The sequence below is a fragment of the Pseudomonas sp. SDO524_S393 genome (assembly GCF_054071875.1).
The window spans coordinates 128,684-146,272 of sequence record NZ_JBSVVZ010000002.1 but is presented as its reverse complement, the minus strand read 5'-3'; the positions used below and the strand labels follow the sequence as shown (position 1 = coordinate 146,272).

Annotated in this window: 20 protein-coding genes; 11 read left to right on the top strand and 9 right to left on the bottom strand. The window is 60.6% G+C overall.

Annotated elements, in window-relative coordinates; all coding sequences use genetic code 11:
- Window positions 1-166: 166 nt before the first annotated feature.
- The 6 genes from ACW9IB_RS02195 (at window position 167) to pcp (ending at window position 5,713) form a co-directional block, all read left to right on the top strand.
- Window positions 167-1,108, top strand: a complete 942-nt coding sequence (locus ACW9IB_RS02195; protein ID WP_457412089.1) for a hydroxymethylglutaryl-CoA lyase — start codon at window positions 167-169, stop codon at window positions 1,106-1,108.
- On the top strand, window positions 1,105-2,304 hold the full coding sequence (locus ACW9IB_RS02190; protein WP_457412087.1) for a CaiB/BaiF CoA transferase family protein: 1,200 nt from the start codon (window positions 1,105-1,107) through the stop codon (window positions 2,302-2,304). The genes ACW9IB_RS02195 and ACW9IB_RS02190 overlap by 4 nt, the downstream gene beginning before the upstream one ends.
- A gap of 105 nt (window positions 2,305-2,409) precedes the next feature.
- A complete protein-coding gene (locus tag ACW9IB_RS02185) occupies window positions 2,410-3,156 on the top strand; it encodes an IclR family transcriptional regulator (protein ID WP_457412086.1) in 747 nt (248 codons plus the stop codon).
- A 241-nt stretch (window positions 3,157-3,397) separates the two neighbouring features.
- Window positions 3,398-4,117 carry a DUF969 domain-containing protein gene (locus ACW9IB_RS02180; RefSeq protein WP_457367277.1) on the top strand — a complete coding sequence of 240 codons (720 nt, stop codon included), beginning with the start codon at window positions 3,398-3,400 and terminating at the stop codon, window positions 4,115-4,117.
- On the top strand, window positions 4,114-5,064 hold the full coding sequence (locus tag ACW9IB_RS02175; protein ID WP_457412085.1) for a DUF979 domain-containing protein: 951 nt from the start codon (window positions 4,114-4,116) through the stop codon (window positions 5,062-5,064). The genes ACW9IB_RS02180 and ACW9IB_RS02175 overlap by 4 nt, the downstream gene beginning before the upstream one ends.
- A gap of 7 nt (window positions 5,065-5,071) precedes the next feature.
- Window positions 5,072-5,713 carry a pyroglutamyl-peptidase I gene (gene pcp, locus ACW9IB_RS02170; RefSeq protein WP_457412083.1) on the top strand — a complete coding sequence of 214 codons (642 nt, stop codon included), beginning with the start codon at window positions 5,072-5,074 and terminating at the stop codon, window positions 5,711-5,713.
- Between the two features lie 7 nt (window positions 5,714-5,720).
- Here pcp and ACW9IB_RS02165 read toward each other — a convergent pair whose 3' ends face one another.
- The 4 genes from ACW9IB_RS02165 to ACW9IB_RS02150 form a co-directional block, all read right to left on the bottom strand.
- Window positions 5,721-7,121 (bottom strand): heavy metal sensor histidine kinase, encoded by a 1,401-nt coding sequence (locus tag ACW9IB_RS02165; RefSeq protein ID WP_457412081.1) that lies wholly within the window; start codon window positions 7,119-7,121, stop codon window positions 5,721-5,723.
- Window positions 7,118-7,789 carry a heavy metal response regulator transcription factor gene (locus tag ACW9IB_RS02160; RefSeq protein WP_457367281.1) on the bottom strand — a complete coding sequence of 224 codons (672 nt, stop codon included), beginning with the start codon at window positions 7,787-7,789 and terminating at the stop codon, window positions 7,118-7,120. The genes ACW9IB_RS02165 and ACW9IB_RS02160 overlap by 4 nt, the downstream gene beginning before the upstream one ends.
- A gap of 42 nt (window positions 7,790-7,831) precedes the next feature.
- Window positions 7,832-8,092, bottom strand: coding sequence for a DUF2790 domain-containing protein (locus ACW9IB_RS02155; RefSeq protein ID WP_457367282.1), 261 nt, complete (start codon window positions 8,090-8,092; stop codon window positions 7,832-7,834).
- A gap of 112 nt (window positions 8,093-8,204) precedes the next feature.
- Complete coding sequence (locus ACW9IB_RS02150; RefSeq protein ID WP_457412079.1) at window positions 8,205-8,975, bottom strand: alpha/beta hydrolase; 771 nt, start codon at window positions 8,973-8,975, stop codon at window positions 8,205-8,207.
- Between the two features lie 227 nt (window positions 8,976-9,202).
- On the opposite strand from ACW9IB_RS02150, the gene ACW9IB_RS02145 reads away from it, so the two are divergent.
- Window positions 9,203-9,871, top strand: coding sequence for an HAD-IA family hydrolase (locus ACW9IB_RS02145; RefSeq protein ID WP_457412078.1), 669 nt, complete (start codon window positions 9,203-9,205; stop codon window positions 9,869-9,871).
- A 20-nt stretch (window positions 9,872-9,891) separates the two neighbouring features.
- Here the strand turns inward: ACW9IB_RS02145 and ACW9IB_RS02140 are convergent, their stop codons facing one another.
- Window positions 9,892-10,161: a hypothetical protein gene (locus tag ACW9IB_RS02140; protein WP_457367285.1), complete on the bottom strand. Its 270-nt coding sequence runs from the start codon at window positions 10,159-10,161 to the stop codon at window positions 9,892-9,894.
- Between the two features lie 252 nt (window positions 10,162-10,413).
- Window positions 10,414-10,608: a carbon storage regulator CsrA gene (gene csrA / locus ACW9IB_RS02135; protein ID WP_457367286.1), complete on the bottom strand. Its 195-nt coding sequence runs from the start codon at window positions 10,606-10,608 to the stop codon at window positions 10,414-10,416.
- A gap of 247 nt (window positions 10,609-10,855) precedes the next feature.
- Between csrA and ACW9IB_RS02130 the strand changes: the two genes are divergently transcribed.
- Window positions 10,856-11,236, top strand: coding sequence for an SPOR domain-containing protein (locus tag ACW9IB_RS02130; RefSeq protein WP_457412077.1), 381 nt, complete (start codon window positions 10,856-10,858; stop codon window positions 11,234-11,236).
- A 33-nt stretch (window positions 11,237-11,269) separates the two neighbouring features.
- Here the strand turns inward: ACW9IB_RS02130 and ACW9IB_RS02125 are convergent, their stop codons facing one another.
- The 3 genes from ACW9IB_RS02125 to ACW9IB_RS02115 all read right to left on the bottom strand — a co-directional run bounded on the left by ACW9IB_RS02125 (window position 11,270) and on the right by ACW9IB_RS02115 (window position 13,481).
- A complete protein-coding gene (locus ACW9IB_RS02125; protein ID WP_457367288.1) occupies window positions 11,270-11,959 on the bottom strand; it encodes an endonuclease in 690 nt (229 codons plus the stop codon).
- 4 nt (window positions 11,960-11,963) lie between these two features.
- Window positions 11,964-12,215 (bottom strand): DUF1654 domain-containing protein, encoded by a 252-nt coding sequence (locus ACW9IB_RS02120; RefSeq protein WP_457412076.1) that lies wholly within the window; start codon window positions 12,213-12,215, stop codon window positions 11,964-11,966.
- A gap of 177 nt (window positions 12,216-12,392) precedes the next feature.
- Complete coding sequence (locus tag ACW9IB_RS02115; protein WP_457367290.1) at window positions 12,393-13,481, bottom strand: asparaginase; 1,089 nt, start codon at window positions 13,479-13,481, stop codon at window positions 12,393-12,395.
- A 562-nt stretch (window positions 13,482-14,043) separates the two neighbouring features.
- On the opposite strand from ACW9IB_RS02115, the gene ACW9IB_RS02110 reads away from it, so the two are divergent.
- The 3 genes from ACW9IB_RS02110 to ACW9IB_RS02100 are packed head-to-tail and all read left to right on the top strand — an operon-like array spanning window position 14,044 to window position 17,588.
- A complete protein-coding gene (locus ACW9IB_RS02110; RefSeq protein WP_457412074.1) occupies window positions 14,044-15,003 on the top strand; it encodes a substrate-binding domain-containing protein in 960 nt (319 codons plus the stop codon).
- Window positions 15,004-15,060: 57 nt separating this feature from the next.
- Window positions 15,061-16,614, top strand: a complete 1,554-nt coding sequence (locus ACW9IB_RS02105) for a sugar ABC transporter ATP-binding protein (RefSeq protein WP_457412073.1) — start codon at window positions 15,061-15,063, stop codon at window positions 16,612-16,614.
- Entirely contained in the window at window positions 16,611-17,588 is a 978-nt protein-coding gene (locus ACW9IB_RS02100) for an ABC transporter permease (protein WP_457412072.1), read from the top strand. The genes ACW9IB_RS02105 and ACW9IB_RS02100 overlap by 4 nt, the downstream gene beginning before the upstream one ends.
- Window position 17,589: the final 1 nt, after the last annotated feature.

Here is a 17,589-nt window from a genome sequence, read left to right as displayed (position 1 = left end):
TTTTGCGTCTCTACCGTTGTTCAACCGGTGGAGCGCCTGTGTAGTCCGTTTAGGTTGCGCGGATAGGCGAAGGCGTTGACAGCTAAAAATTTGGCGCTCATTATTTATTTCAGAACAGTGTTCTGCTAGATAGAACAATTATGAATCGACCGCAAAAGGCCCGGTGATGACCCCTGAAAAAACCATCGACATTCTGATCAGCGAAGTCGGCCCCCGCGACGGCCTGCAAAGCGTCAAGACCACTCTGCCGACCGAGTTGAAACTGCAGTGGCTGACCGCGCTGGCCGACAGCGGCCTGAGGGAAATCGAGATTGGTTCCTTCGTGTCGCCCAAGCTGTTGCCGCAAATGGCCGATGCCGCACAACTGGTGGTGCATATGCGTCAGCGCCCCGAGGTGTTCGTCACCGCGCTGGTGCCCAACCTCAAGGGGGCGCAGGCGGCGTTCGACGCCGGGGTGCAGAAAGTCACCCTGCCGATTTCCGTCAGCGAACCCCATTCCCTGAGCAATATTCGCAAGACCCATCTCCAGGTGTTCGAAGAAGTGCGCGCGGTGGTCGCGTTGCGTAACCAGCACTTTCCCCAGGTGGAGATCGAGGCAGGGTTGTCCACGGTGTTCGGCTGCACGATCCAGGGCGAGGTGCCCGAAGACGATGTCATCACCATGGCCTTGCGCATGGCCGAACTGGGCGTAGATGAAGTGGGGCTGGCGGACACTGTCGGCTATGCGAACCCGACTCAGGTGCGACGCGTGTTCACCCGCCTGCGCACTGAAATCGGCAGCAAGGCCGGCAGTGCGCACTTCCACAACACCCGGGGGCAGGGCCTGGCGAATGTGCTGGCGGCGCTGGATGTGGGGGTCACTACGTTTGATGCGTCGCTCGGTGGCCTGGGCGGCTGCCCGTATGCGCCGGGCGCGTCGGGCAATATCGTCACCGAAGACCTGGTTTACCTGCTGGAGTCCATGGGCCTGCGCACCGGGGTAAACATCGACAAGCTGGTGGCTGCGCGCGAATGGCTCAAGCGCGGTTTGCCGGGCGAGCCGCTCTACGGGTTTATCCCCGACGCCGGCGTTGGCAAGAATTTCCATTACGCCGGAGGTGCCCGATGAACGCGTCGAATCAACCCGACCTGGGCCTGCCACTGGCCGGGATCCGGGTGATCGAGTTTGTGCACATGGTCATGGGCCCGACCTGCGGGCTGGTGCTGGCGGACCTCGGTGCCGAGGTGATCAAGGTGGAGCCGGTGGCCGAAGGCGACAATACCCGCCGGCTGACCGGCTCGGGTGCCGGCTACTGGATGACCTACAACCGCAACAAGAAAAGTTTCGCCGTGGACATCAAGAGCGAGGAGGGCATGGCGGCGGTGCGCAAGCTGATCGAGAGCGCCGATGTGGTCACCGAGAACTTCCGCCCCGGGGCCATGGACAAGCTGGGCCTGGGCTTTGAGCAGGTGAAGGCGATCAAGCCCGACATCATCTACAGCTCGATGAAGGGCTTTCTGCCCGGCCCCTACGAACACCGCACCGCGCTGGATGAAGTGGTACAGATGATGTCCGGCCTGGCCTACATGACCGGGCCCGAAGGCCGGCCATTGCGTGCGGGGGCCTCGGTGAACGACGTGATGGGCGGCATGTTCAGCGCCATCTCGATCCTGGCCGCGCTGTGGCAACGCAAGGCCACGGGGCAGGGGCAATTCGTGCAGACCGGTCTGTTCGAGAACTCGGCGTTCCTGGTGGGGCAGCACATGATGCAAATGGCGACCACCGGCAAACCGGCGGCGCCGATGCCGAGCCGCTTGTCGGCCTGGGCGATCTACGACGTGTTCAACACCGCCGATGACCAGCAGGTGTTCATGGGCGTGGTGAGCGACAGCCAATGGCAGAGTTTCTGCGAGGTGTTTGGTTTCGCCCAATTGGGCAGCGACCCGGAACTGGCCCGCAACACCCAGCGGGTGCATGCGCGCGCGCAGATCCTGCCGTGGGTGCGCGAGCGCCTGGCCGGCCTGGACAAGGGGGTGATCATGGCGCTGTGCGAGCAGGCAGGCTTACCGTTTTCGCCGATCCAGCGCCCGGAAGACCTGTTTGACGATGCGCACCTGAACGCGTCCGGTGGCCTGGCACACCTGGTTCTGGAAAACGGTGATGAGGTGAAAGTACCGATGCTGCCTTTCGAAATGAATGGCCGGCGGTTCGATACGCGCCTGAATGTGCCAGCGCTGGGCAGCCATTCCCACGAAGTGCTCGAACAGCTCGGCTACAGCGTCGATGAGGTCGACGCGCTGCGCATGCGCGGGGTGGTTCGCTAGGGCGGCTGAAAAAGGGTATGTTACGGCCACCGAGCGTGACCCGCGCCTTGTCGCGACGGCATGAAGCCGTCGCCACCGCGGGCGATGAATACACAATGAGTGGCCATGAGTAACGAACCGCAAACCAGCCTTCCCGCCGAGGGCGGCGTCGCCGCCGTCGACCGTGCCTTTGCCATCCTTGCCGCTTTCGATCAGGAAAGCCTGAGCCTGGCGGAGATCGCACGGCGCACGGGCCTGTACAAAAGCACGATCCTGCGCCTGATCACGTCCCTGGAAAAAGCCGGTTTCGTGCGGCGCCTGAGTGATGGCCAATACTCGGTCGGGCCGGAACCGTTGCGTTTGTCGCAGCTGTATCAAGCGTCGTTCCGCTTGCGGGATGTGATTCATCCGCTGCTTGAGGCGATCACTGAGGAAAGTGGCGAAACGTCCTCGTTCTACGTGTATGAAAACGGCAGCCGTGTCGTATTGTTTCGGGTCGAACCCAAGCGTGCGGTGCGGGTGTCGGTACTCGAAGGCGCACGCTTCCCCCTGCATGCCGGCGCTTCCGGCAAAGTGCTGCGGGCATTCTCGCGCCAGGGTGACGCGGCACTGGAGCAGGAGCGTGAGCAACTCTGGGCCTGTTCCTTCGGCGAGCGCGACCCGGAGACCACGGCGGTGTCGGTCCCGGTATTTGCCATGGGCGGCGAATTGAAAGGGGCGCTGACCTTGTCGGGGCCTTCCGACCGCTTGCTCAAAGAGCATATCCCCCATGTCGCCTCGATTCTGTTGCGCAATGCCATCATTGCCACCAGTGCATTGGGAGGCAACAGCCGCGAACTGCGTGTGGCCCTGGACAACCTCAACCGCAGCTGACCCCCTTTTTGCGCCGGTTTTTCCGGCGCCTCTCGCTCACAAGATTTATTGGTGTGCAGCAACAATTTTTCTTGTTGGACACCTCCCGCCTGCAGGCAGCAAAGTTGCCGCCACTGACGCTCGACCTTCCGGGTCAACAATAAAAAACCGAGCCGACTGCACGCCCCATTTACGTTGTGAACCCCTTTGTTCACGTCCTGCCGTAATGGCGCCGCAGCGCGCACTCAAGGACCTTTTCGCCATGCAGACTGTTGTGAACCTATGGCCGCTGATCGGCGTGCTTGTGATCGTCGTTGGCTTTGTCTTGCGCTTCAATCCGTTGCTTGTCGTCACTGCTGCCGCCATTGCCACCGGGCTGGCCGCGCATTTTCCGCTGGAAAAGATCCTCGCCACCATGGGCGATGGTTTCCTTCAGACCCGTGCCCTGCAATTGATCTTGCTGTTGCCCCTGGCGGTCATTGGCCTGCTGGAGCGTCACGGGCTGCGCTTGCATGCGCAAAACTGGATCGCTCGTTTCGAGCGGGCCACGGTCGGGCGCTTGTTGATCATGTACCTGTTCGTGCGCGAATCCACAGCAGCCATGGGCTTGACCAGCCTGGGCGGACATCCGCAGATGGTGCGCCCGCTGCTGGCGCCGATGGCTGAAGGCGCGGCGGAGAAACGCTTCGGCAAACTACCGGAAAAATTGCGCCACAAGGTGCTGGCCATGTGTGCCGCTACGGACAATGTCGGGCTGTTTTTTGGCGAAGACATTTTCGTCGCCTTTGGTGCGATCGCCCTGATGCACACTTTCCTGTTGGGGTCGGGAATCGATGTCGAGCCGCTGCACATTGCGGTGTGGGGCATTCCCACGGCGATCTGCGCGTTTATCATCCACGCGATTCGCCTGCACCGCTTTGACCGCAGGCTCAACCGTGAGCTGACGCCCGCTGGCGCTCCCGCCGTGGAGGCCGCGCAATGATCATTTCCATTCAATACCTGTACTGGCTGGCCGGTGTGCTGCTACTGATCACCGCCGGCATGATCCTGATGGACCGCACGCACCCCAAGCGTTGGTCCAGCGCGGTGTTCTGGCTGTTGTTCGCGATTCCGTTCCTGATCGGCGAGCGCTTGCCACCGGTGGCGATCGGCGCAGGTGTGGTGGTGATGGCGTTGATCGCCGGCCTGGGTGGCGTGGGCCGTGGTGCGCATGCCGAGCTGCATGACAAGGCGTCCCGTGCCAGCGCTGGCCGTCTGGGGCATAAATTGTTTATCCCGGCGCTGGCCATTCCGCTGACCACCGTGATCGGCTCGGTCTTGCTCAAGCACACCGAAGTCGCGGGTGTGCCACTGCTGGACCCGAAAAACACCACCTTCGTTTCCCTTGGCATCGGTTGCCTGATTGCACTCGGCCTGGCGTGCTGGCTGACTCGCGATACGCCGGTGCAAGCCTTGCGTGAATCCCGGCGCCTGACCGAAGCCCTGGGCTGGGCCATGGTGCTGCCGCAGATGCTGGCGATGCTCGGGTTGCTGTTCAATGAGGCCGGGGTGGGCACCGCCGTGGCGCACGTCACTACCACCTACATCAACCTGGATTTCAAGTTGGTGGCGGTGATGGTGTATGTGCTGGGCATGGCACTGTTCACAGTGATCATGGGCAATGGCTTTGCGGCGTTCCCGGTGATGACCGGCGGCGTCGGTGTGCCGGTGCTGGTCGGTATCTACGGTGGCAACCCGGCAGTGATGGCGGCCATCGGCATGTTCTCCGGCTATTGCGGTACCCTGATGACCCCGATGGCTGCCAACTTCAATATCGTGCCGGCGGCGTTGCTGGAGTTGCCGGACAAGAATGCGGTGATCAAGGCCCAACTGCCGACGGCGTTGATGATGCTGGTGGTCAATATCGTGCTGCTTTACCTGCTGATGTGAGGTCAGGATGCGAACGTTGCTGCTGACGGGCTTCGAGCCCTTTGATCAAGATTCGGTCAACCCCTCGTGGGAAGCCGTACGCTTGTTGGACGGTGTGCAACTGGCCGAGGGTGTGCAGATTGTTGCGCATTGTTTGCCCTGTGCCTTCTCGACAGCAGGGGAGCGCCTGGTTCAATTGATCGACGAACTGCGCCCCTCGATGGTCATTGCGACTGGTCTCGGGCCTGGTCGCAGCGATATCTCCGTGGAGCGGGTGGCGATCAACATCAACGATGCGCGCATTCCCGATAACCTGGGCGAACAGCCCGTCGATACAGCGGTGGTAGCCGGTGGCCCCGCCGCCTACTTCAGCACCTTGCCGATCAAGGCGATGGTCAAGGCGGTGCGTGAGGCAGGGGTTGCGGCGTCGGTTTCACAAACGGCCGGTACCTTCGTGTGCAACCAGGTGTTTTACCGGCTGCAACACCTGCTTGAAGGGACAGGCATACGCAGCGGGTTTATCCATGTGCCGAACTTGCCGGAGCAAGTGGGCCAATCGGCCCGGCCCTCGATGGCGTTGGATACGATGGTCGAAGGTTTGCAGGTGGCCGTGAGGGCAGCCTGGGAAACCGGCGTGGATGTAACTGAAGCGGGCGGGCAGGTCAGTTGATCTGCTGTCAGTCCTCCCGTCGTGGAAAGAACAGTTCGAAACACGTCACGCCCGCTTCGCTGCTCACGCTGTAACGCCCGTTATGCAATTGCATGATGGTGGCCACGATCGACAAGCCCAGCCCGTTGGATTGCGCTGAGCGCTCGCGTGATTCATCCACGCGGTAAAACCGTTCGAACAGCCTCGGTAAATGCTCTGCCGGAATGGTTTCGCCCTGGTTGCTGACCTTCAGGTGAATGCCCTCGGCATCGGGCACGGCCTGGATCAACAGTTCGGAGTCGGCAGCGCCATACTTGATCGCGTTCGCGCACAGGTTCGCCAGGGCGCGACGCAAGAGCATCGGCTCAGCCCAGATCACCCCGTCGCCTTCGGCGAGGATAGTGATGTTCACATCACTTGCCGGGCCCTCGAAGTAATCGGCCATGCGCTCCACTTCATCCGCGGCGTTCAGCTCCTGGCGTTGGCGCAAGGCGCTGGCCGGGTCGGTGCGGGCGAGGAATAGCATGTTGTCGAGCATGCGCGCCAGGCGCTCCAGCTCTTCGACGTTGGACGCCAGCAGTTGCTGATAGCTCTCGATGCTGCGGTTCTGTTGCAGGGCGACCTGGGTTTCCCCCAGCAAGTTGTTGATAGGGGTGCGCAGTTCGTGGGCCATGTCGGTGGACACCTGGCCCAGTTGCACGAACCCTTTGGCGAGGCGTTCGAGCATGGTGTTGAAGGAATCGATCATCGGCAGCAGTTCCTTGGGCGCGCCCTGGCCGTCGAGCCGTTCGGCCAGGTTGCCCACACCGATCCCCCGGGTGTGCCTGGCCAGGCGACGCAACGGCACCAGCCCGCGATGCACCAACAGATAACCCACCAGCGCGAGGATGACCGCCGCGATACTGGCCAGGATAAAGACACTCAGGCGGTAACTGGCGAGCACGGCGGTGCGTTCGGTCATCAGGCGCCCGGTGGTGATTTGCAGGCTGCCGAGGTCACCGGAGTCGATGGAGGCCGCCACTGCGGCGAACGGTATGCCATTCTCACCGGTAAAGTGATGCACATCGGCAAACACCAGTTCGTGGTTCTTCGGCACGGCGGGCACACTCGGTAATTTCATGTTGCTGGGGTTCACCACCAGCAAAGGCGTTTTACCCGGGGCGGCAATGGTCAGTACCGACTCACGGTTGCCCAGCATGTTCTGGAACAACTCGGCCTTGGTCTTGATCAATTCCAGGGTGTTGCTGTCGTTGAGCAGGTTGCGCAGTTGGTCGATGCGATAGATCAGCGCAGCGTCGTCGCGCATGACCAGTTCACGTTCAAGCTCGCGGTACAGCGCCACGCCCAGGGTCGCGAGGAGGGCGAAGGCGAGCAGGGCGAAGATCATCGCCAGGCGCAGGGTCAGGGAATAGGGGCGGCGATTGTTCATGGCTGGGTATCGAAGCGGTAGCCAATGCCCCGCACGCTGTGGATCAACTTGAGCTGGAACGGGTCGTCGATCTTCAGGCGCAAGCGCCGTACGGCCACGTCCACCACGTTGGTGTCGCTGTCGAAATTCATGTCCCATACCCGCGAGGCGATCATCGAGCGCGAGAGCACCTGGTCCTGATGGGTGGCGAACAGGTGCAGCAAGGCGAACTCTTTGTTGGTGAGGGTAATGCGTGTTCCGGCGCGGGTGACGCGGCGCTTCAACACATCGATCTGCAGATCGGCGATCTGCAGTTGCTCGTCTTCACGGGTGGGACCGCGACGAGTGAGAGTACGCAGGCGTGCCACCAGTTCGGCGAACGAGAACGGCTTGATCAGGTAGTCATCGGCGCCCAGTTCCAGGCCCTTGATGCGGTCGGCGATGTCATCCCGCGCGGTGAGGAACAGCACCGGGGTGTCGGCCTCCTTGCGCAGACGTCGCAGCACTTCCCAGCCATCCATTTTCGGCATCATCACATCCAGCACGATCACGTCGAACGGCGTTTCCAGGGCCTGGTGCAAGCCGTCCACGCCATCGCGGGCCAGGCTCACCGAGTAACCCAGTTCCTGCAGGCCATTGAGCAGGTAATTGCCGGCCTTGGGTTCGTCTTCGACTACGAGAATGTTCATGGGAAGTGCCCTGGTTCTGTACGTGGCGCAAGTGTAGCCCGATCAATTGTCACTGGCGCAACCGATGCCTTGTACCTGGTAGTCCAGCACGTGCTCGCGGCCCTGGTGGTCGAGGTAGTTGAGGCGGGCGGGGACGATGCCGCACTGGCCGTAGGTGTCGGTGCTCGACAGCACTTTGTCGATGTCCAGGTGCACGAAGAAGCCGGTCTTGTCGTGGATCACGTTCGTGGCCGGGGTGGTGTCGGCAGCGAAGGCGGAACCGGTGGCGATCAAAGCGGCGAAGCCCAGGGTAAACAGTTTCATGGTGGTCTCTCTCTTTAAGGGGTGGCTGCCAGGTCGTGGCAGTGAGTTCACGTTAACCAGCGGTACCCAACAGCCAACCAACAGGTTCATTACAAGTTCGTCATTCGGGGGATCAAGGTTGGCGACCGGATGCTTCGAGAATCAGGTCGGCGATTTCCTTGGCGTGGGACACCAGCGACAAGTGGCTCGAAGGCAGTTCGATGGTGCTGGCGTTCATGCGCTTGGCGAGGAAACGTTCCAGGTCCGGGTTGATGGTCTGGTCGTTGCTCGACACGGCGTACCAGGACGGCTTGGTGTGCCAGGCGGCGTTCACGGTGCGACCGCTGAACAGGGTCTTGGCGATCGGCTGCTGCACGGCGAACAGTTGCAGTGCCTTGGCGCGCGGTACGTCGGCGGCGAAATATTTGAGGAAGGCGTCCTGGTTCAGCGTGAGGTAGCCGTCGTGCTCCTCGACACCGGCCCGCACGGGCATGGTCGGGTACTTGGCGGAGAGGGCGACGAAGTCTTCATTGGCATCCGGCGCACGGGCTGCGACGTAGACCAGCGAGCTGACTTTCGGGTTGACCCCGGCGTCGCTGACCACGGTGCCTGCGTAGGAGTGGCCGACCAGTACGGTAGGACCGTCCTGTTGATCCAGCACACGGTTGGTGGCGGCTACGTCGTCAGCCACCGAGGTCAGCGGGTTTTGTACCGCCGTCACATGCAGGCCGGCGGCTTGCAGGCGGGTGATCACTTCGGACCAGCTCGAACCGTCAGCCCATGAGCCGTGTACCAGCACGACGTTGTTGGCTTTGACCGGCGCGACAGTGCCGGCCATGGCGGTGCCGGTGCCCAGCATCAGCAGGCTGGCGGCGATCAGGCAGAGTTTGCTTGCAGGTTTCATGGAGCGGGCCCTTCTCATCTTAAGTGGGAGATTGCGTCAACCGTTGTGGGTGACTGACGCCGCCACTGTATGAAAGGAGGGTGCTGACAACGCTTACAGCTCCATTACAAACCTGTAATGCAATCGCCTCGACGGCGTCCCGGGTGGTCGCGTCGTTTACAAGCACCGACGTGATCCGTAGATTGCATCGAGCCCATCCGTGTCTCCGCTCAAGAGGAAGCCCAGCAGTGTCCATCCCAGGTTCAGCCGTACTTGCCCAGCGTTACCGTGCCTTTCTGTTCGATATGGACGGGACCCTGCTCAATTCCATCGCCGCCGCCGAGCGGGTGTGGAGCACCTGGGCTGAACGTCATGGCCTGGATGTGCCCGCTTTCCTGAAGACGATTCATGGCGCGCGGGCCATCGACACCATCACCCGCCAGGCTTTGCCCGGTGTCGATCCCGAGGTGGAAGCCCAGTGGATTACCGAGGCGGAAATCAACGATGTGGAGGGGGTGGTGGCCATTCCTGGCGCTGTCGGATTTCTGAGGCAGTTGCCGGACGATCAATGGGCGCTGGTCACTTCGGCACCCCGTGAGTTGGCCTTGCGCCGACTGCAGGCGGCCGGCATCCATCCGCCGGCGGTCCTGGTGACCGCCGAGGATGTGGCCAGCGGCAAGCCCGACCCGGCCTGTTATGTGCTGGGGGCGCAACGCCTGGGCGTGCCGGTGCAGGATTGCCTGGTGTTCGAGGACGCGGGCGTGGGGATCCGTGCCGGGGAGGCGGCGGGTGCGGATGTGATGGTGGTGACGTCAACGCACCTGACGCCCATGGTCACCCGTCACCCCTCGATCGACGGGTACGAGCGGTTACAGGTCAAGCGCGACGAGGACGGCCTGCTGAGGCTGACACGCTGATACCAAACATTTGGACGCCATCATCCCTCGGGTGGCGTCTGTAACCGGTTGCTGCGCATGCCTTGGCGAGACAGCACCATCTCCCGCAGGATTTCATTGGCGAGGCGGGCAATCGCCTCGGCTCCCCGGTAGTGCGCGCGGACAATGCCGGTAATTGCGAAATGGTCGGTTTCCGGGCCACTGAGCATGGCCGAAAGCGTGCCGTCCGCATGCAGCGTGCAAGCAATCGTGTAGCTGGGCAGGCGAGCCGCCAGGGCCGATTCGATTTCGGATTTGGTAAGGGTGTCCATCTGCGCTAGCGCCTTCGACTGACCGTGCAAGCCCAAGCATAGATCTTGCCGCAGGGCTGTAAATACCAGCAATCCGGTAGTGGATTTTGCAGTGTCAGTCATCGCATTGAATGGCGGGACAAGTTTCCGCCGTCAGGGCAGTTTCATCTTGCCGCGAAGATGAGGCCTTGTTCAGGTGGTTGAAGTGCGAGAGGACGAAAGGTTTTCGCCAGCCGTTACAGTGAACGAAAAGGCTGGCTACTGAGAGGGGTATTAAGGCGTCTGGTTTTTATCCGGGGCAGTCAGACCGGCCTGGATGCGTTGGTAGATTTCCTCGCGATGCACGGCAACACTCTTGGGGGCGTTGATGCCGAGTCGTACTTGATTGCCGTTGACGCCCAGAACGGTGACTATGATGTCTTCACCGATGTTTATGCTTTCACCAAGTTTGCGGGTGAGTATAAGCATGGACTTCTCCTTGATTACTTTTAAGGACACATGTTTCAGACAGGGCAGATGTCAGATGTGTGTAGCTTACTGCTAAGCGCTTCCCTGTGACTGCCTCTTTTAGGACGCATAGAGGCGGCATTAATTCCCATGGCGGCATCATACAGGTCTGCGATACATCATTCGCATTGTTTAAGCGAACGTTTATGACGGCCAGAATAGACAGTGGATGATAAAGTCGCCTCTTTATCCTCAAAGGAGCAGGGCAGTGCGTAAAGTAGCGATGGCAATTGCGGTGTTGGCGTTGGCCGGTTGCGGTGAAGGAAAGCCGGTCGATGCCCCCAAGGCCAAGCCTGTCGTGACGGATAGCCAGCCCCAGAGCGGTACGATCGCCGCACAGGAATGGGACGTGCGGGTGGGCCCGCCTGACCACAAATTGCAGGCGATCACCGACCTCACGGCCTGGTTGCTGGAACATGGTTTCAATTTTTACATCGTAAAAGTCGATGGCAAGGACGAAGTGCTGTTGGGGCCGTTCGCAACCAAGGCTGAAGCCGAAGCCAAGCAAGCGCTGCTCAACGAGAAGATGGCCCGCGCCAAGAAAACCGACACCGAGTCGCAGGTGATCGAGCACAAGGCTGCACAGTAACAGGCGGAATGCGGGCGCAAACCGCGCCCCTGTTCAGCCGCAGGCTTTCAGATCCACCGGGCCGACGAACGCATTGCCACGTCCCATCACGCAGGCCACGGTCTGGTTGCGCTGGCGCTCCCAGGCCTGCACGGGGTAAGTCTTGTCCCAGGCTTCGTAAAGTTGACGATCCTGTTTCGACAGGCGCAGGCCGTATTGTTTGCTCATATAAAAATACGTTCGCGCGATCATGCCCCGGATGGACGGGCGCGGCATGACCTTCTTGGCCTTGAAGTCCACCTGGGTCAGGCATGAGCCGTATTGCCCACGCTGCACCGGCAACCAGCCAAAACTGAAATTGTTGCGATCGCCGTTGACCTCGCCGATGCTCGGCACCAGGTTATGAAGGTCGGCTTCGGCGCGCTTGAATACCGTGTCATGGCGTGTGCAGTTCTTGCGTCCGCCGTCTTGCCAGCATTGTCGCTGGTGCCCGATCTGCCAGGCCGGGACGATATGCTCCCACTCGATACGAGCGGCGCGGTTGGCGTTCTTGCGTGGGACGTAACCGCAGGCTTTCAAGTCCACCCGATTGCCGGTGTATTTGCAGCCGCAATAAAACTCCGTGGATTGTGGCGCGTAGAGTTTCCAGGCGATTTTCTTGGCTTCGCTGAACGTCTGTGGGGCCTGGGCTTGGGCGGTAACGGCAAAAAACATACAACACAGTGCAATGAAACGGGCAGTCATTGAATCAGTCTTCCTTCGGTACGACCCAGAAAATCTGTACGCCACCGTCGTCCCGATAGGCGAGGGTCACGTTGTCGTTCTCCGCAATTTCCTCGAGCAAGCGCTCCCATTCATCCTTCGGCTCGTCGGGTAAACGGAAGAGCAAGGCTGCCTTGGCTTTCTGGGCGTTGGTCGAGTTGATGATCTTTTGCACACGAATGGCCAGGCGCTCGTAGGCATCAGGCGGGGTTGGCGCTACGGAAGAGGACGTTGGCACGGAATAATCCTTAATAAGCTGTACGTGCATACAGTATTTAACTGTAGGCTATTTCGCAACTGCTTAAAATTCAAGGGATAGGTCTGACAGCAGATTGGGGGCAGGGTGTAGGCAGGAGGCGCATCGGGGGAAGGGTAGAGGCGGGTGAATCCGCCTCTACCGGTGTTTCTTGAGGAATCAGTATTCCCAGAACATCCGCTGCAGCTCTTTGCTGTCCTGGGTCTTGGTCAGGGCGACCATCGCCAGGATGCGGGCTTTCTGCGGGTTCAGGTCATGGGCGGCGACCCAGTCGTACTTGTCGTCAGGCTGCTCAGCGTTGCGCAGGACGAAACCGCCCGCATTCACGTGGGAGGAGCGAATGATCTGCACGCCCTGTTTGCGCAGTTCCTGCAGGGCCGGTACGACCTTGGACGAAACCGAGCCATTGCCGGTGCCGGCGTGGATGATGGCTTTGGCACCGCCCTGGGCCAGGGCCTTGACGGCGGTGTCGCTCACGTTGCCGTAGCCGTAGGCGATTTCGACGTCTGGCAGGCTCTTGATGGTCTTGATGTCGAACTCCGAATCCAGAGTGTGACGCTTGGCGGGCAGGCGGAACCAGTAGGATTTACCTTCGACCACCATGCCCAGCGGGCCCCATGGGCTTTTGAACGCTTCGGTCTTGATGTTGATCATCTTGCTGACGTCACGACCCGACTGGATCTCGTCGTTCATGGTCACCAGCACACCCTTGCCGCGTGCATCTTTGCTGCCGGCCACGGCCACGGCGTTGTAGAGATTGAGCATGCCGTCCGCCGACATGGCGGTGCCTGGGCGCATGGAGCCGACGACGATGATCGGCTTGTCGGTTTTTTCCACCAGGTTCAGGAAGTAGGCGGTTTCTTCCAGGGTGTCGGTGCCGTGGGTAATCACGATGCCGTCCACGTCCTTGCTGTCAGCCAACTCAGCCACGCGACGGCCCAGTTGCAGCAGGTTTTCGTTGTTGATGCTCTCGGATGCAATTTGCATCACTTGTTCGCCGCGTACGTTGGCGATCTGGCTAAGCTCAGGAACACCGGCGATCAATTGTTCGATGCCGACCTTGGCCGCCTGGTAAGTGGCACTGTTGGCTGCGCTGGCGCCAGCGCCAGCGATGGTGCCGCCGGTGGCAAGAATCACCACGTTGGACAATTTGGTCTGGGTTTGAGCTTCTTTTGCCTGTGCGGCAACGGGGAACAGCAGCAGGAGGGCTAACGCGCCCGGAACAAAGGACTTCAGTGCAGATTTCATTATTTTTCTCTCTGGTTTTTGATGAGTGCTGTTGCAGGTTCATCTAGAACGCCCGGGCGGTTCTGAACGCCGCGAGGTGCAGTGTGAGAGCAGGATCTGTACCAGTCTGAGGGAACGTGGGGGTTGTATTTAAATTATTGATTTTTAATGTTTATTTTTATTTTTAATCAGGGGCTCGGTACACGGGTGTCCGGCATTCCGAACATTGGGCGACATCCCGTTCGGTCAACCGAAAAAATGATGGAATAACCTTGGGTGATCCGAGCGTAATGGTGCTGACATCTGTCGTTTTAGAGAGTGAGGGAAGTACGCGGTCCGTGGTTGAATTCCTACGACAGGTCTCGGCGGCTGGCGCAAGAGGGCTTTGATGAAAGTCGTTTTTCTACCGTTGACAAATCTCGACAAGGTTCTCATAGTTTGCTTAACGCAAACGTTTGCGAGATGTTTCACGACGCTCTCCTGGCGTATCGTGACTTCTCGTATCAGCCACCCGGGTGGGAGGGCTGCCGAAGTCTCTCGGTGCAAGCGTTGCTCACAATAATCATAAGATCGGAGTGAACCCATGAAGCTGCCATTTGCCGGACGTCTTCTTGCTGTTGCTGTGCTTGCTGCCGCATCCGCTGCCCTGCCTCTCTCCTCTGCGTTCGCTGATGACGCCGCCGCCAAGCCCAAGGTCGGTCTGGTCATGAAATCCCTGGCCAACGAATTCTTCGTCACCATGCAGGACGGTGCCAAGACGTATCAGAAAGAACACGCTGCCGACTTCGACATGATCACCAACGGGATCAAGAACGAAACCGATACCAGCGCGCAGATCGACATCGTCAACCAGATGATCCTCGCGAAAGTGAACGCGATCGTCATTGCGCCTGCCGACTCCAAGGCGCTGGTCACCGTACTGAAGAAAGCCTCCGACGCTGGTATCAAGGTCGTCAACATCGACAACCGTCTCGATCCGGACGTGCTGAAAAGCAAGAACCTCGATATTCCCTTCGTAGGCCCTGACAACCGCAAAGGCTCCAAGCTGGTGGGCGATTACCTGGCCAAGCAACTGACGGCGGGTGACAAGGTCGCCATCATCGAAGGTGTGCCGACCACCACCAATGCCCAGCAGCGTACTGCGGGCTACAAGGATGCGATGGATGCGGCTGGCATGAAGATCGTTTCCACCCAATCCGGCAACTGGGAAATCGACCAGGGCCAGAAGGTCGCCTCGGCCATGCTGAGCGAATATCCGGACCTCAAAGCCCTGCTGGCCGGTAACGACAACATGGCCCTGGGTGCGGTCTCTGCCGTGCGTGCGGCAGGCAAGGCGGGCAAAGTGCTTGTGGTCGGCTACGACAACATCGAAGCCATCAAGCCGATGCTGCAGGACGGTCGTGTCCTGGCGACCGCCGATCAGGCGGCTGCCCAGCAAGCCGTGTTCGGTATCCAGAACGCGCTGAAGCTGGTCAAGGGTGAGAAAGTCGATGCCAAGGATGGTGTGATCGAAACGCCGGTCGAACTCGTCCTCAAGAAGTAATCCTGGCAGCACCCAACAGCGCCCGCTCGTCCTGAGCGGGCGCCTGGAGATTTTCCTATGTCATCTTCCGCCCCGAACGCTGTCCTCTCGGTCAGCGGTATCGGCAAGACCTATGCCCAACCGGTTCTGTCCGACATCACCCTGACGCTCAATCGCGGAGAAGTGCTGGCGCTGACCGGTGAGAACGGCGCAGGTAAAAGCACGTTGTCGAAGATCATTGGTGGGCTGGTCACCCCGACCACCGGGCACATGCAATTCAACGGTCAGGACTACCGTCCCGGCAGCCGTACCCAGGCCGAAGAGCTGGGTGTGCGCATGGTCATGCAGGAGCTCAACCTGCTGCCGACGCTGACGGTTGCCGAAAACCTGTTCCTGGACAACCTGCCCAGCCATGGTGGCTGGATCAGTCGCAAACAGCTGCGCAAGGCCGCGATCGAAGCCATGGCCCAAGTCGGTCTGGACGCGATCGACCCGGACACTCTTGTTGGTAGCCTGGGCATCGGTCACCAGCAGATGGTCGAGATCGCCCGCAACCTGATCGGCGATTGCCACGTGTTGATCCTCGACGAACCCACGGCCATGTTGACCGCCCGTGAAGTCGAGATGCTGTTCGAGCAGATCACCCGCCTGCAGGCCCGGGGCGTGGCGATCATCTACATTTCACACCGGCTGGAAGAGCTGGCCCGTGTCGCCCAGCGCATTGCGGTATTGCGTGATGGCAAGCTGGTCTGCGTCGAGCCGATGGCCAACTACAACAGTGAACAGCTCGTCACCTTGATGGTGGGACGCGAGTTGGGTGAGCAGATCGATCTCGGCCCGCGCACTATCGGTGGCCCGGCCTTGACGGTGAAAGGGTTGAGCCGCTCGGACAAGGTCCGCGATGTGTCCTTTGAAGTGCGCGCCGGCGAGATTTTTGGCATTTCCGGCCTGATCGGCGCTGGCCGTACCGAATTGTTGCGCCTGATCTTCGGCGCAGACCTTGCCGACAGCGGCACCGTCGCGCTCGGCTCGCCGGCCCAGGTAGTGAGCATTCGCTCGCCGGTGGACGCGGTAGGGCATGGCATTGCCCTGATTACCGAAGACCGCAAGGGCGAAGGCCTGCTGTTGACCCAGTCGATCAGTGCCAATATCGCCCTGGGCAACATGCCGGAGATTTCCGGCGGTGGCGTGGTGAATAGCCGAGACGAAACCGCCCTGGCCAAACGCCAGATCGATGCGATGCGTATCCGCAGTTCCGGACCGGCGCAATTGGTGTCCGAGCTGTCGGGTGGCAATCAGCAGAAAGTGGTGATTGGCCGCTGGCTGGAGCGCGACTGCTCGGTGATGCTGTTCGATGAGCCGACCCGGGGCATCGACGTGGGCGCCAAGTTCGACATCTATGCCTTGCTCGGCGAGTTGACCCGCCAGGGCAAAGCGCTGGTGGTGGTGTCCAGTGACCTGCGAGAGCTCATGCTGATCTGTGACCGCATCGGCGTGTTGTCCGCAGGGCGCCTGATCGAGACGTTCGAGCGCGACAACTGGACTCAGGACGAATTGCTTGCTGCCGCCTTTGCCGGCTATCAGAAACGTGATGCGCTGCTCAATGACGCAGTGCTGAGGGATACCCCATGAAAACCACTACTTCCCCCGGCAAGACTGGCGGCAATTTCTACGGCCTGGGCACTTACCTGGGCCTGGCGGGCGCCTTGCTCGCGATGATCGCGCTGTTCTCTGTGCTCAGCGATCACTTCTTGTCCTACGACACGTTCAGCACGTTGGCCAACCAGATCCCCGATCTGATGGTGCTGGCGGTGGGCATGACCTTCATCTTGATCATCGGCGGCATCGACCTGTCGGTGGGCTCGGTGCTGGCGTTGGCAGCCTCGGCGGTCAGCGTGGCGATCCTTGGCTGGGGCTGGAGCGTCCTGCCGGCCGCCGTGCTGGGCATGGGGTGCGCGGCGTTAGCCGGTACCATTACCGGTTCGATCACCGTGGCCTGGCGCATTCCGTCGTTCATCGTCTCTCTGGGTGTACTGGAAATGGCCCGGGGCGTGGCGTACCAAATGACCGGTTCGCGCACCGCTTATATCGGTGATTCGTTTGCCTGGCTGTCCAACCCGATTGCCTTCGGCATTTCACCTTCGTTCATCATTGCGTTGCTGGTGATCATCGCCGCTCAATTGGTGTTGACCCGTACTGTATTCGGTCGTTACCTGATCGGTATCGGTACCAATGAAGAAGCGGTGCGCCTGGCGGGGATCGATCCCAAACCCTACAAGATCCTGGTGTTCAGCCTGATGGGACTGCTGGCCGGTGTGGCGGCACTGTTCCAGATCTCGCGCCTGGAAGCGGCGGACCCGAATGCCGGTTCCGGCCTTGAGCTGCAAGTCATCGCGGCGGTGGTGATCGGCGGGACCAGCCTGATGGGGGGGCGCGGCTCGGTCATCAGCACCTTCTTCGGCGTATTGATCATTTCGGTACTGGCGGCAGGCCTTGCGCAGATCGGTGCCACGGAACCCACTAAACGCATCATTACCGGTGCCGTGATCGTGATTGCCGTGATTCTCGATACTTACCGCAGCCAGCGCGCCAGTCGGCGAGGCTGAA